Annotated in this window: 12 protein-coding genes; 4 read left to right on the top strand and 8 right to left on the bottom strand. The window is 52.0% G+C overall.

The genetic code is table 11. The features are described 5' to 3' along the window. Genes E1162_RS03430 through E1162_RS03440 form a run of 3 tightly spaced genes read left to right on the top strand, consistent with a single transcriptional unit; the run spans window position 1 to window position 3416 of the window. Window positions 1-861: a DUF1365 domain-containing protein gene (locus tag E1162_RS03430; RefSeq protein ID WP_155126836.1), complete on the top strand. Its 861-nt coding sequence runs from the start codon at window positions 1-3 to the stop codon at window positions 859-861. Beyond that, entirely contained in the window at window positions 851-2098 is a 1248-nt protein-coding gene (locus E1162_RS03435; RefSeq protein WP_155126839.1) for an SAM-dependent methyltransferase, read from the top strand. Before E1162_RS03430 ends, E1162_RS03435 begins: the two co-directional genes overlap by 11 nt. Then, window positions 2067-3416: an MFS transporter gene (locus tag E1162_RS03440; protein ID WP_155126842.1), complete on the top strand. Its 1350-nt coding sequence runs from the start codon at window positions 2067-2069 to the stop codon at window positions 3414-3416. Before E1162_RS03435 ends, E1162_RS03440 begins: the two co-directional genes overlap by 32 nt. Before the next feature lie 11 nt (window positions 3417-3427). On the opposite strand, the gene E1162_RS03445 is transcribed toward E1162_RS03440, so the two are convergent. The 7 genes from E1162_RS03445 to pstS form a co-directional block, all read right to left on the bottom strand. After that, the gene (locus E1162_RS03445) at window positions 3428-3871 is read right to left on the bottom strand and encodes a nuclear transport factor 2 family protein (RefSeq protein WP_155126845.1); all 444 of its coding nucleotides are present in this window, start codon (window positions 3869-3871) and stop codon (window positions 3428-3430) included. Further along, the gene (locus E1162_RS03450) at window positions 3868-4587 is read right to left on the bottom strand and encodes an SDR family NAD(P)-dependent oxidoreductase (protein ID WP_371311793.1); all 720 of its coding nucleotides are present in this window, start codon (window positions 4585-4587) and stop codon (window positions 3868-3870) included. Before E1162_RS03450 ends, E1162_RS03445 begins: the two co-directional genes overlap by 4 nt. 48 nt (window positions 4588-4635) lie before the next feature. Then, complete coding sequence (locus E1162_RS03455; RefSeq protein WP_155126851.1) at window positions 4636-5274, bottom strand: DUF6134 family protein; 639 nt, start codon at window positions 5272-5274, stop codon at window positions 4636-4638. A gap of 139 nt (window positions 5275-5413) precedes the next feature. After that, the gene (gene pstB / locus E1162_RS03460) at window positions 5414-6247 is read right to left on the bottom strand and encodes a phosphate ABC transporter ATP-binding protein PstB (protein ID WP_257098632.1); all 834 of its coding nucleotides are present in this window, start codon (window positions 6245-6247) and stop codon (window positions 5414-5416) included. Window positions 6248-6265: 18 nt separating this feature from the next. After that, window positions 6266-7174 (bottom strand): phosphate ABC transporter permease PstA, encoded by a 909-nt coding sequence (gene pstA, locus E1162_RS03465; RefSeq protein ID WP_257098633.1) that lies wholly within the window; start codon window positions 7172-7174, stop codon window positions 6266-6268. Then, window positions 7174-8145 (bottom strand): phosphate ABC transporter permease subunit PstC, encoded by a 972-nt coding sequence (pstC, locus tag E1162_RS03470; protein ID WP_155126854.1) that lies wholly within the window; start codon window positions 8143-8145, stop codon window positions 7174-7176. Before pstC ends, pstA begins: the two co-directional genes overlap by 1 nt. Window positions 8146-8231: 86 nt before the next feature. Beyond that, window positions 8232-9260 (bottom strand): phosphate ABC transporter substrate-binding protein PstS, encoded by a 1029-nt coding sequence (gene pstS / locus E1162_RS03475; RefSeq protein WP_155126857.1) that lies wholly within the window; start codon window positions 9258-9260, stop codon window positions 8232-8234. A 524-nt stretch (window positions 9261-9784) separates the two neighbouring features. Here pstS and mgtE point away from each other — a divergent pair. Next, window positions 9785-11197 carry a magnesium transporter gene (gene mgtE / locus E1162_RS03480; RefSeq protein ID WP_155126860.1) on the top strand — a complete coding sequence of 471 codons (1413 nt, stop codon included), beginning with the start codon at window positions 9785-9787 and terminating at the stop codon, window positions 11195-11197. Between the two features lie 139 nt (window positions 11198-11336). On the opposite strand, the gene adhE is transcribed toward mgtE, so the two are convergent. Then, window positions 11337-14006 (bottom strand): bifunctional acetaldehyde-CoA/alcohol dehydrogenase, encoded by a 2670-nt coding sequence (adhE, locus tag E1162_RS03485; protein ID WP_155126863.1) that lies wholly within the window; start codon window positions 14004-14006, stop codon window positions 11337-11339. Window positions 14007-14143: the final 137 nt, after the last annotated feature.

The raw sequence follows: 14143 nt of genomic DNA on the forward strand, positions 1-14143 counted from the left end.
ATGCAAGTAACTGTAGAGAACAAGCCGGCTGACGACAGGGACACTTCGCTAAGTGGTGAAGACCTCTGTCTTTATGCGGGCGAGGTCATGCATCGCAGGCATCACCCCAAAGAACACAAGCTGAACTACAAGGTTTTCTCAGCCTATGCGGACGTTGACAATCTGAAAACCACCCAGCGCGGCTGGCGTGTTTTCAAAGCAAATGCGCTAGCGCTGTTTTCCATTAATGAGCGTGACCACATGGACGAGGGCTTCAACGACCTTCGACAGTATGTGGAGCATATGCTTTGCGAGGGCGCCATTGATTGGAAGCCGCACACGATAAAGATGCTGTGCTATCCGCGCTTCCTTGGCAGGGCGTTCAACCCGTTGACGATATACTTCTGCTTTTCCGACGAGCAGACGCTTGATGCGATTGTCTATCAGGTAAACAACACCTTTGGTCAGCGCCACCACTATGTGGTTTCAACAAAAGGTGAGCGAAAAAAGCTCCTATCTCACAGTTGCCCGAAGACCTTCTATGTTTCTCCGTTCATGGAGGTGAATGGCTATTATGATTTCCGTCTCGCCACGCCTGATGAAAAAATCCACGTTCACATCAATCATCGCGACGAGAAAAAGCTGCTCTTAACTGCGATTTTCAATGGCACCAAGACACAGGCAACAACCGCAACTCTCTTGGTTTATGCTCTCAAATACGCCCAAGGCAGCCTCAAGATTTTGGCGGGCATTCATTGGGAAGCACTCAAGCTCTGGTTAAAGGGCATCAAACTTGTGCCAAGACCGGCACCACCAGCACGGCAAGTAACGGCGGCAATCAAACAAGCAAGTTATAACGAGGGAATGGGTCATGACGATTGAAGACAACGCCAACCGACAGAGCAACATTCTCTCCCATCAGGCCCAAAGCCTTGCACTACCCCGTCTTAACCTATGGCGGCGTCTTGTTGTTAAGGTTCTCACCCACATCAAGATCGGCCATCTACGCGTGGAGTTTTGTGAAGGCACAGCCATGGAGTTCGGCACTCCTACACCTGAACTGCAGCCCGTCACTGTTATGATGCATAGCGATAAGCCGTTTCGTCGTTTGGCTCTCGGCGGTCATCTTGCGCTAGCTGAAAGCTATATGGACGGACAATGGAGCTGCTCAAGCCTGAAGGCGCTGTTTGACCTGTTTCTTGCAAACACCAAAATGTTGGAAGGCATCAACCAGAAGGGCCAGCTCAACATCTGGCTGTCTCGCCTGCGCCATCTGGCCAATGCCAATACCCGTAAAGGCAGCAAGCGAAACATTGCCTACCACTACGATCTCGGGAATGACTTCTACGAGGAGTGGCTTGATCCTTCCATGACTTACTCCTCAGCCTACAAGCTCTCACAGGATGAGCCACTTGAGGATGCCCAATACCGCAAATACAAGCGAGTGCTTGAGCTTGCAGGCGCTGTGAAAGGTGAAAGCCTCTTGGAAATCGGCTGCGGTTGGGGCGGCATGGCAGAGGCTGCGGCCCGCCAAGGCATCAACAGCCATGGCATCACGCTCTCAAAAGAACAGCTTGCATACGCCAAAAAGCGTAGCGTTGATAAAGGCTTCTCCAACCTCGCCGAGTTCGAACTTCGCGACTACCGCGATACCGAAGGCAAGTATGATCACATTGTCTCTATCGAGATGATCGAGGCTGTAGGCGAAGAAAACTGGAATAGCTACTTCAACATCATTCGAGAGCGGTTGAAGGATGATGGGTCCGCAGTCATTCAAGGCATTGTGATTGATGAAGACCGCTATGAAAATTACCGCAACCGCGTTGATTTCATTCAAAAATACATTTTCCCGGGCGGCATGTTGCCAAGCCCTTCTGCCCTTAAAAAGTCCATTGAAGCAGCAGGGCTGCAGCTCGTTCACGAAGAGTATTTCGGGCTTGATTACGCCGCAACGCTAGGCCGGTGGGACGAAGCATTTTCAAGGGCGTGGACCGACTTACAGGCGCAAGGTTTTGACGAGCGGTTCCGCCGTATGTGGCACTATTATCTGGCCTACTGTCAGGCCGGTTTTGAAGCAAAGTCAATCGATGTCGGTTTCTTCAAAATCCAGAAGGCTTAGCAGCGGTCAGCTTGCTGTCTATGCCTTTCCCGGCCTAGCAACAGCCATTCCAACAATACCTGTACTCGTGTTGTTACCGCAGTTTTATGCAACGGCAACAACGCTCACTCTGTCGAGTATTGGTATTGCACTGCTTTTGGCCCGCCTGTTCGACATGGTAACCGACCCGCTAGTAGGAACGGTAATCGATGCCGTGCCGACAAGGTGGGGCAAGCGCAAGCCATGGATTATTCTCGGCGGCCTTGTCTGCGCCCCTGCCCTGCTGCTTTTAGCAACTCCGCCTGAAAGCACGTCGCTATGGCTGTTAACCGGCTATCTTTGCCTTCTCTATGCAGGATGGACGCTGTTTTCCGTGCCTTACAACGCACTGGGAGCGGAGCTATCAACGGACGGCTACGAGCGCACGCGCCTTGCATCATCGCGTGAAGGGGCCGTGCTCTGCGGTATTGTCATGGCAAGCGCTTTGCCGGTGGTACTGACCCAGATCGGGGTTCCATCGACAGACCAGTTTCTAGCAATCTCTTGGATTACCATCTCACTTGGTGCAGCCGCTATCATCTTGCTGGGTTTCAGGCTGGTAGAGCCAACGAACTATCTGTCGCTGCCCAAGGCCGAAAAAATATGGAAAGTAGAGCAACTGCGCTCTCTCATCCATAACAAGCCCTTTACCGTCATAATGGCTTGTTGGTTCCTCAATGGCTTGGCTAATGGCACAGGAACAGTCCTGTTCCCTTTCTTTCTTACCGACGTGCTTTTGACCTCGGAAACCCAGAAGAACCTCCTGATCTTCCTCTATTTCTTTATGGCGATCGTCGGGCTGCCGATTTGGCTCCTACTCAATAAGAGGTTTAATAAGTCCCGCTTGTGGCTGAGCTCTATCCTGATTGTCTCCGTCACCTTCACAACCGTGCCATTCATGAGCGCAGGTGATGTCGTCCCGTTTGCCATTGTCTGCGTGATAACAGGATTTTGCCTTGGTGCGGACCTTGCCCTGCCCGCCTCGCTCTTTGCAGACGTGACCGATTGGGACGAGCTACAAAGTAAGCATAACCGGCGCAGTTTCCTCTATTCGCTATGGACCCTCATAACCAAACTGTCGCTCGCCATCGCCGCAGGCATCTGTCTGCCGCTGATCAGCTTCTGGGGTTTTAAGACGGGGGAAGAGAACGCACCGGAAACGCTTACAAAACTGGCTATCCTCTACGCGATGGGGCCAGTATGCCTGAAGGTCGGCATATTGTTGATGATGTGGAATTTTCCGATTGGAAGAAAAGCCCAACGCGCAATACAGAGCAGGCTACGTTACCGAGCACTATAAAAAAAGGGCCTCTAAATGGAGGCCCTTTTTTGGATCATGCCGATCAGAAAACCGATCACAGGGATCTTTTTATAGAAATAGCGTGACGCATCCCAATAGTCGTAATGGGCAACCACACGCCCCTCGTCATTGAACTGAAGCTCAGTTATTCCGCGCACAGACCAATTGCCCAGCAGCTTTTGCTCGCAGGAGAAATCCCAGCGCATCAAGCACATATCACCAGACCAAGCGAGATCGAGGATTTTGAAACGCGGGTTTTGAACATCCTCGAACATCTTGGTAACGAGGCGTTCCACTTTATCGCGTCCATGTACATCGTTAAACGGGTCGATGAAGTGAATGTCATCGGCGATTAGATCATGAATTTGAAGTACGCTCTCGGGACTAAGCGTATTGAAGTATTCCGCATAACGTTGGGCAGTTTCCTGCTTCTTCTCGATTGCAACTGTATTCATTGACTAATTCTCCCGATGGCCTTGAAGTAGAGCGAATAAGGCAGAAGGCGAAGAAAGCGCAGACGGCGCACAAGCGGTGCAGGAAAAGTGACTTCAAACTGCTTCTTTGCAAGTCCGTCCAAAGTCGCTTCCGCTGCCTCTTCCGTCTCCATAAGGAATGGCATTTTGAATTCGTTTTTGTCCGTCATAGGCGTGCGAACGAACCCCGGATTTACAACAGACAGATCAAGACCAAGCTTATCGAAGTCCGGTTTGATGGTTTCACATAGGCTGAGGAGAGCTGCCTTTGTCGGTCCATAAACGGCTGCCTTGGGTAGACCTCGATAAGCAGTTAAAGACGACACAATGGCCACGTGACCACGCGCACGCTTTTTTAAGACAGGAACAATGGCATCAAGCGTTGCGACAGCGCCCAAGTAGTTCACTTTGAAATGATGCTCGGCGCTCTCGTAGTTGAGGACTTCGAGCCCCCCGGGAACGTAAGTTCCCGCGCAGAACACAATCAGTTCTGGAAAATTGTCCACGCCCAAAGTGTCAACAGCCGCACTTACACTCGCTGGATCTGACACATCAAGTGGTAGGGCCGTAAGGTTAGAGTAGGATTCTGCCATCTGCTCCAGAGGCTCCCGCCGCCGCGCGCTCGCGACGACATCTAGGCCTCTCTTGGCTCCTAGCTCAGCAAGAGCTTGCCCGATACCGGAACTGGCGCCTATCACCCACATACTCCGCCACGGCAAATTGTTAGTTTGAGCCCCCATCTAACCTCAACACCTAAAGAAGATTGTCGAACCATCCTGCGCTTTGAAACGAAGACCTACCCAGCGCCCGGAACGATCATACCAAGATTCTGTATCTCTAATCTGTCCTGAATAAACGTAGCGTGTTGCTTTAATACTACCCTTTCGGCATTCAAGCGTTTCCGTGCCCGCTTTGCGAATACGAACGGAGTTCACATTGCCTGTAAGGGTATTGAGCACCTTACCTTGACGCAGGACCGCTGCGTTCCAGTGGTTACTTGGGAAGATGGCTCCACTAACACTCTGGTTTTTGCCACCCGACTTCCACGAAAAGGTCTTGCCGTTTCTTTTGCCTTGCAGACTGCGTTTCTTGCCATTGTCGTTGACCGACACTTTCAGTGCCTCCAACTCGTTACCGCGCCACGCCTCATCGGCACGATATGTAAATCTGTAGACAGGAACGCCTAACAAACGCACACGGATATCCATTTTAGCGTCTACGTTCAGCGTCCCTCCGGAACTGCGGAAAGAAGTGGTGTAGGTACCGACAGCCTTGCCGTTTCTTTCAACGGAAAAACTAATGTTTCCCGGACGGCTTTCCGCCATCTGTACTGGGAGTGCAAACATACTGGTCGCAAAAGCTGCTGCAAAAACACGTGTTCCCATTGTTCTTCTCTCCTCTCCGTTCTGTTGAAACCTACGAGAGGCAGGCTGCAACGGATCAGCGAAAGAGCGTTCAAGCAGACAAGAAAAAAGGGCCACCAACAGGAGACCCTTTGTGTTTTCATAGGTTCAAAGCCATCCCTTAACTGAACTCACCGCGAATGTATTTGCGGGTCAGTTCCTGCTTCGGATCTTCAAAGAGTTCTTCTGTCTTGCCCATTTCAACGAGGTAGCCGCAGCGCTCACCATCGGAGATATCAACGGAGAAGAATGCTGTCGTATCAGCAACGCGCTGTGCCTGTTGCATGTTGTGGGTCACGATAGCAACGGTGTAGTGCTTCTTAAGCTCGTGCATGAGCTTCTCAACTTTGCGCGTCGCAATCGGATCAAGAGCAGAGCACGGCTCGTCCATCAACAGGACAGTCGGGTTTGGCGCAATCGCACGAGCAATGCACAAACGCTGCTGCTGGCCGCCGGAAAGCGCAAGACCGCTGGAGTGAAGTTTATCCTTCACCTCATCCCAGAGCGCAGCTTCGCGAAGAGCTTCTTCCACGCGCTGGTTCACATCGCCCTTGAAGCGGTTGATTTTCAGGCCGAACGCAACGTTATCGTAGATACTCATAGCAAACGGATTTGGTTGCTGGAACACCATACCGATGTGACGACGAACAACCACCGGATCGATAGCCGGATCATAAATATCCTGACCCATGAAATGCACATGGCCCTTCATTTTGAAGGTAGGGATCAGGTCATTCATCCGGTTCAAGCTTCGCAGCACGGTGGACTTACCGCAGCCGGACGGGCCAATAAAGCCGGTGATCTCGCCTTTGCGGATCGGCACGTGGCTCTGGCGCACAGCGCGGAACTTGCCGTAGTAAATGGCCTCGATGTTCGCATCGATAGCAATCTGGTTTTCTTCGGTCGGTACGCCAGTGGTCTGTTCCATGGCATCAAGTGGTGTCGTCTTGGTCATGTTATTCTTCACGATCGCCTAGTACTTTGGCCGGCCCAGAATTCGGCTGAGGATATTGAAGGTAAATACAATCAGCACCAGAACAAGCGAGGCAGCCCAAGCCAGTTCAATCTGATTAGGGAATGGCATTCCCGAGAAGTTGTAGATCAGGATGGACAGCGAGGCTGTCGGCTCCATGAGACCGCGCATCCAGTAGTTACTAAAGAGCGCGGTAAACAGAAGCGGAGCAGATTCACCGGCAGCGCGAGCGATGCCAAGCATGATACCGGTCAAAATTGAAGGCAGACTTGCAGGAAGAACGACCTTCAAAATCACCTGCGTATGGGTACAGCCCATTCCGTAAGCCGCATCTTTCATGCGCTTTGGCACCATAGCAACAGCCTGTTCAGCAGTTAGCAGAACGATAGGCAACATCAGGATGGAAAGCGCCACACCACCTGCAAGCGCGGAGTAGGTCTTGAGGCCAACGACAAGCCAAGCATAGGTGAACACACCGGCAAGAATGGACGGGAAGCCGGACATTACCTTACCGATGAAGCGAACCACCTTTGCGGTCTTGCTCTTAGGAGCCATTGCACCGGTTAACACACCGCCGCAAATTCCAAGCGGAACAGCGATAACGCAAGCAACACCAACCATAACGATGGTGCCAACAATTGCGTTACCAAAGCCGCCGCCCTGCATAAAGCCAGCCGGAGGAAGCTGGGTAAACAGATCAAGACTGAGACGTGCTCCACCTTTGGTGATCAGCATATAAAGAACTGAGAACAGCGGAATGGCGCCAATGGCTGCTATACCCCAAAGCCCAAGCGTGAAGAGCGTATCGAGAAATGAACGGCGCTCCATACGCTTTCTGCGCAGATCAGGAATAATCGCGGCGTTTATTTCGCCGGTAGCGGTCATTGGAAGTGTTTCACTCGCACCCATTAGATCGCCTCCTGCCGTTTGGAGCGGGACATTATGAATGCGCCCAAAGCGTTCACACCAACGGTGATGATGAGAAGAGCTACTGCTGCATACATCAGCGCAGATACTTCGACAGCACCAGCCTCAGGGAAGTTGGAAGCCAAGAGCGAAGCCAAAGTTTTTGCAGGAGAGAACAGAGAAAGGCTGATCTGGTTCGCGTTACCAATCAACATTGCCAGAGCCATGGTTTCGCCAAGCGCACGGCCAAAACCAAGCACCAAAGCGCCCATGATGCCGTTTGCAGCTGTTGGCAGCATCACCAGCATAATCGCTTCACGGCGGGTAGTGCCCATGCCGTAAGCGGCTTCCTTAACTTTGTAAGGGATCTGCTTGAAAGCATCCTGAGAAATAGCCGCCACGGTTGGCAGGATCATGATAGCCAGAACGATTACTGCAGGTGCCAGACCAGGACCCGACAGCTTGGTGCCGAAGAACGGGATAAAGCCGAAGTGCTCGTTTAGCCAGCTTGCGACAGGGCGAAGCGCCGGAATAACGACATAGATACCCCAAAGGCCGTAGACAACAGATGGGATAGCAGCGAGCAGCTGGATAATGCTACGAAACACCTGCGCGACGCGGTGGTTCAAGTAGCCTTGGGTGAAGAAAATCGCAATGGAAACGCCAAAAAAGCCACCCAGCAGCAACGCTAGAAGGGAGCTATAGAGCGTACCCCAAATCTCGGCGAGGATACCGAACTCGTTCCGTGCAACATCCCATGTCGTACTCACGAAAAAGCCCAGACCGTTATCCTTCATAGCAGGAACGGCGGCACTACCGATTTCGAAGATGATATAGAGGCCCAGTGAAATGACGATGCCGCCAGCTGCAAAGGTCAGCCAGCGAAAACCACGGTCACACAGAATCTCAAGAAAACTTGGGGCACAAGGTTCGCCACTGCCACCTTGCTCCGCACAGAACGGATCGAGTTTCATTATTCTCTTTGAGTTTGGCAGGCACTTTGCCTGTTCGGTTTGGGCTAAGAGGGGAAGGAGAACGTCTCCTCCCCCATTTTCATCGCTTACTTGATGCGCTTAACTTCTTCGCGGATACGCTCGATAATCACTTCAGGAAGTGGGATGTATCCAAGATCGGGCGCGATCTTCTGGCCATCGGTCAGGCCGTATTCGATCACAGCACGAGCCAACTCGGCTTTCTTCGGATCATCGTATTTTTCGTAGAAGAGCAGCCAAGTGAAAGTTGCAATCGGGTAAGCGTCGTCACCGTTTGCATCATCAATCCAGATGCGCAGGTCGTCGCTTGAAAGGTCTGCACCAGCAAGGGCTGCCATGCCAGAGGTCTCATTCGGTTGAATGAACTTGCCAGCTTTGTTTTCAAGCGCAGCCGTTGGCGTACCGGTCAGCTTTGCATAGCCATATTCGATGTAACCGATGGCACCCGGGGTCTGCATGACCATTGCTGTAATGCCATCGTTCTTAGGCGCAGCTACAAAACGCTCGCTTTGCGGCCACTGAACAGTGGTACCAATGCCAACGTTTTCCTTGAACTCAGGGTCGATAGCAGAAAGGTGACGGGTGAAAACATAGGTGGTACCGGAGCTGTCAGAACGGCGGATCACGATGATCGGCTCGTCTGGCAGGTCAACACCTTCGTTGGTCGCTGCAATTGCCGGATCATTCCAGCGTTCAATCTCACCGGCAAAGATACCGGAATAAGCTTCGCGGGAAAGGCGCAGTTCTTGAATGCCTTCAAGGTTGAAAGCAAGAACGATCTCACCAGCAGTCATCGGCAGAGCAACAACACCGCGGCTAACCTTTACAATGTCCTCATCGGAGATGCCAGCATCGGAACCGGCAAAATCCACGGTACCGTTGATGAGGTCCTGAATACCAGCGCCGGAACCCTTGGACTGATAGTCAACAGAAGCATCAGGCGTTTTCGCGCTGAAGTCCTGAAACCAGGTGGAATAGATAGGAAATGGAAAGCTCGCGCCTGAACCGTTCAGACGGGTTTCTGCATGGGCGACGCTTGCGGTCGTTGCCACAACACAGGCGGCAACAAGGGCTTTGATGGACTTTCCAAAAGACATACGAGATCAACTCCACGACACAGTTTTTGTTCGTTCGTTTGTCCCAACGCTTTTCTTGCTGGCGTTGGATGGCGCCGATTTAGTGAGCTTTCATGACAGTTTGATAACAAACAGCCAGCGCGCACCAAGACCTAGTATTTGCACTAGGATGCCATAGTTTTTATACACATACGCCATAAACTTGAGGTCGCCCTTAACCCCTCAACTAAGGCAATGAAAAATATAGGATTTTTCAAAATCAGGTTAACCACCCACCACAACCAATGCTCGATTTGAATTGTTTTGCCTTACCCTATGTTTCTGTTTTTGTAGTGCTGTAAGGCTCGTCGTTTGAGGAACAGGACTAAAATGGCGAAAACAGTTTTCTTTCATCGCAGAAAACGATAAGCAGGCCACAAATGGCCGCCACCAGATGCCAAAGCATCGGCCATTTCATAATCCAGTCATCAACAAACGATCAAAGCATCATATGGGCATATGATCTCTCTCGGGTGCGCTTGCGCCTGAAATGCCAGGAGAGGCACATGAAAACAAATACAACTCTTCCAGCACTGCACTGGAACCGGGCGAGCAACGAAAAAGCAACCGCACACAACGAAGCTGTACAGCGCCAAATTCTGGAGATGCTGGCGGAAAACAAAACGGACGGCCTCGTTACAGAACTGCGCAACTGGGACCCAACCGATCTCCTGCAGCTTCTAACCCAGATGCCTTTGGTATCTGCCCGAAAGCTCCTCAAGCGCCTTCCTATCAATCCCTCAGCCAAGATAATGGCGGAACTTGACCCGGATTTTCGCGCACTCCTCCTTCATGATGAAACACTGTCGCGCCTAACCGACATGCTGAACGAAATGAGCGAGGATGATGTCGTTGAAACTCTTGATGAATTTCCTCCTTCGGTTGTCGAACTCCTGACCCCCAAGCTCAACGTACGCAAGGAGCTTGAAGAGCGCCTGCTGCATGACGAGGATACCGCCGGCCGCCTGATGACCCGCAAGTTCGTGGTCTTCAAGGAAGACAACACAGCACGCGAGGCCATCGACTCCATACGGGACCAATCAGAACTGCTTGGCCGTTTTCGCACGATCTTTGTGGTCGATAATGAAGGCCATCTTGTTGGCCGAATGGATGTCACCAAACTGCTCACGATCCGCCGCGCCGAACGCATCGGCGACCACATGAGCCGCACCGTTCTTGCTGTATCATCCGATATGGATCAGGAAGACGTGCTGCGCAAAGCAGCGCAGCTTGAGCTCTCCGCAGTTCCCGTCGTCGATGCAGAAGGCCGCCTGATTGGCCGTATTTCCATTGAGCAGCTTAACCAGATCGCCCGAGAAGAAGCGGTTGAGGATATGATGCTTATGGGCGGCGTTTCTCCGGAAGCACGGCCTGACGACAGCATCCGTCGCATCATTAAAGGCCGCCTGCCGTGGCTCATGTCGGGCTTGGTTGGCTCTGCTGTCGCCGCAACGGTCGTTGGCTCCTACGAGGATGAACTGGCAAAAGCTGCAATTCTTGCTGCGTTCATACCGGTCATCATGTCCATGGCGGGCAACTCCGGCCTGCAAGCCTCCGCTGTTGCGGTTCAGGGGCTTGCAACTGGCTCCATTTGGGCAAACAGCACGCTTTTCCGCCTTTGGAAAGAGTTTTGCGGCGCTGTTTGTAACGGTGCAATTGCGGGCTGTGTGCTCTCGGCTTTGATAATGGTCGCATCGTTCGTCTTTGAGATACACCAACCGGCGCACCTTGCAGTAACAGCATCCCTTGCCCTGCTAACAGCAACCACAATAGCAGCTATGGTCGGTGCTACTATTCCGCTGCTCTTGGATAAAGTTGGCATAGACCCAGCCGCGGCAACTGGCGTGTTCATTACAACAAGCAACGACGTACTTGGCGTGTTGATCTACTTCACCATTGCCAGCGCGCTTTACCTCTAAAGCTCGATCACACACATCAAAAGGGGCGGCGAACTTCAAAGTTCACAGCCCCTTTTTGTATCGGCAGAACAAACAAAAAGGCCCGGGAGTTGAACTCTCCGGGCCTTAAAGAGGCTTGCTTAGCTAGCAAGCATGGCGATTATTCAGCAGCAGCTGGAGCCTTCTTGGCTTTTTCTTCAGCCAGATCAACAACTGTTTCATCACGGCCTTCCACGTAAACGCGGCCATAGTAGGTGTCCGTGAGGATCTGCTTGATTTCAGAGATCAGTGGGTAGCGTGGGTTTGCACCGGTGCACTGATCGTCGAATGCTTCAACAGCAACCTGATCAACTTTTTCCATGAACTGTGCTTCGGAGATGCCGAGGTCTTTCAGACCTGCTGGAATTTCCAGAGCTGTCTTCACGCTTTCGATCCAAGCGATGAGCTTTTCAACTTTCGCTTCGCCGCTGTCGCCAGCTGCGGTCAGACCGAGGTGATCAGCGATTTCACCGTAACGGCACTTTGCCTGCGGACGGTCGTACTGGGAGAACGCAGTCTGCTTGCTTGGGTTGTCGTTAGCGTTGTAGCGGATCGTGTTGGAGATCAGCATCGCGTTTGCAAGACCGTGTGGTACGTGGAACGCAGCACCAACCTTGTGAGCGATGGAGTGACATACGCCGAGGAAGGAGTTCGCGAAGGCGATACCGGCAATGGTTGCACCGTTGTGAACTTTTTCACGAGCGTTAGGAGCTTCGGCACCCTTTTCGTAGGATTCTACAAGGTTCTCTTTGAGAAGCTTCAGAGCCTGCAGCGCCTGACCATCAGAGTACTCGTTGGCCAGAACAGAAACGTAAGCTTCAGTTGCATGGGTGATCGCATCGATACCACCGAACGCAGTCAGAGACTTAGGCATGTTCATAACCAGGTTCGCGTCTACGATTGCCATGTTAGGGGTCAGTTCGTAGTCAGCGATTGGGTACTTGGTGCCGGTTTCGTCATCGGTCACAACCGCGAACGGGGTAACTTCAGAGCCAGTACCGGAGGTGGTTGGGATAGCAACCATCTGCGCTTTCACGCCCATTTTAGGGAACTTGTAGATACGCTTGCGGATGTCCATGAAGCGCAGAGCAAGGTCAGCAAAGTTCACTTCTGGGTGTTCGTACATCACCCACATGATCTTCGCAGCATCCATTGGAGAACCACCACCGATAGCGATGATTACGTCTGGCTTGAATGCGTGGCAAAGTTCAGCGCCCTTGCGAACAACAGACAGGGTCGGATCGGCTTCTACTTCGTAGAATACGTCGGTTTCCATGCCCATTTTCTTGAGAACCTTGATGGTCTCATCGGTGTAGCCGTTCTTGAACAGGAAGCCGTCGGTTACGATCAGAGCGCGTTTCTTGCCAGCAAGGTCACCCAGTGCGATTGGCAGAGAGCCACGACGGAAGTAGATGGATTCCGGCAGTTTGTGCCACAGCATGTTTTCAGCTCGCTTCGCAACGGTCTTCTTGTTGATCAGGTGTTGAGGTCCAACGTTTTCAGAGATGGAGTTACCACCCCAAGAACCACAGCCCAGTGTCAGGGAAGGTGCGAGGCTGAAGTTGTAAAGATCACCGATACCGCCGTGGGAAGCTGGCTGGTTGATCAGAATACGAGCGGTTTTCATCATCGCGCCGAATTCTTTTACGCGCTCAGGGCAACGGTCCTGATCGGTGTAGAATACGGAGGTGTGGCCGATACCGCCGAGTGCAACAAGAGCTTCAGCTTTTTCGAATGCGTCCACGTAGTCCTTCGCACGGTACATAGCGAGGGTCGGGGAAAGCTTTTCGTGTGCAAATGGCTCTTCGTCACCAACGGAGGTAACTTCAGCGATAAGAACCTTGGTGTTAGCAGGAACTTTAACGCCTGCCATTTCAGCGATTTTCGCTGCTGGCTGACCAACGATAGCAGCGTTGAGGGCACCGTTCTTGAGAAGGATTTCCTTAACAGCTTTTGCTTCTTTAGCCTTCAGAATGTAACCGCCGTGGCTTGCAAAGCGCTCTTTAGCTGCTTCGTAAGCGGATTCAACGATGATTACGGACTGTTCAGATGCACAGATAACGCCGTTGTCGAAGGTTTTGGACATAAGGATGGAAGCAACCATACGCTTGATGTCAGCAAATTCGTCAACAACTACAGGGGTATTACCAGCACCTACGCCGATTGCAGGCTTACCGGAAGAGTAAGCAGCTTTAACCATGCCTGGACCGCCAGTGGCGAGGATCAGGTTGATTTCGTCGTGGGTCATCAGAGCGTTGGAGAGCTCAACAGTCGGAGCGTCGATCCAGCCGATGATGCCTTCAGGTGCGCCAGCCTTAACAGCAGCTTCCAGAACGATGCGTGCAGCTTCGTTGGTCGCGTTTTTCGCACGTGGGTGCGGGCTGAAGATGATACCATTGCGGGTTTTCAAGCTGATCAGAGCTTTAAAGATCGCAGTGGAAGTAGGGTTAGTGGTTGGTACGATACCGCAAATCAGGCCGGTTGGCTCTGCAATGGTGATTGTGCCGAAGGTGTCGTCTTCGCACAGAATACCGCAGGTCTTCTCGTCCTTGTATTTGTTGTAGATGTATTCGGAAGCGAACTGATTTTTGATAACCTTATCTTCCATCACACCCATGCCGCTTTCCTCGGCAGCCATGCGTGCGAGTGGAATACGGTTGTCCGCTGCAGCAAGAGCAGCTGCGCGGAAAATAGCGTCTACTTGTTCCTGAGTGTAGGTCGCGTAAACTTTCTGTGCCTCCCGCACTCGTTTAACCAGTGCATCGAGTTCTTCGCGGTTCGTTACAGGCATCCCAATCTCCATAGAGTCCCGTGAGTTTAGAGAAGCCTAACAACTAGTTGTCATGTTATTTGACATGTAACCTAATCGCTGGTGGCTTTCGGCTTCTCCCATGCACGTAAGATGCGCCTGAACCGACAAAAGTCTTA

This window comes from Pseudovibrio flavus (assembly GCF_009711345.1).
In the GTDB taxonomy this organism is placed as follows: domain Bacteria; phylum Pseudomonadota; class Alphaproteobacteria; order Rhizobiales; family Stappiaceae; genus Pseudovibrio; species Pseudovibrio flavus.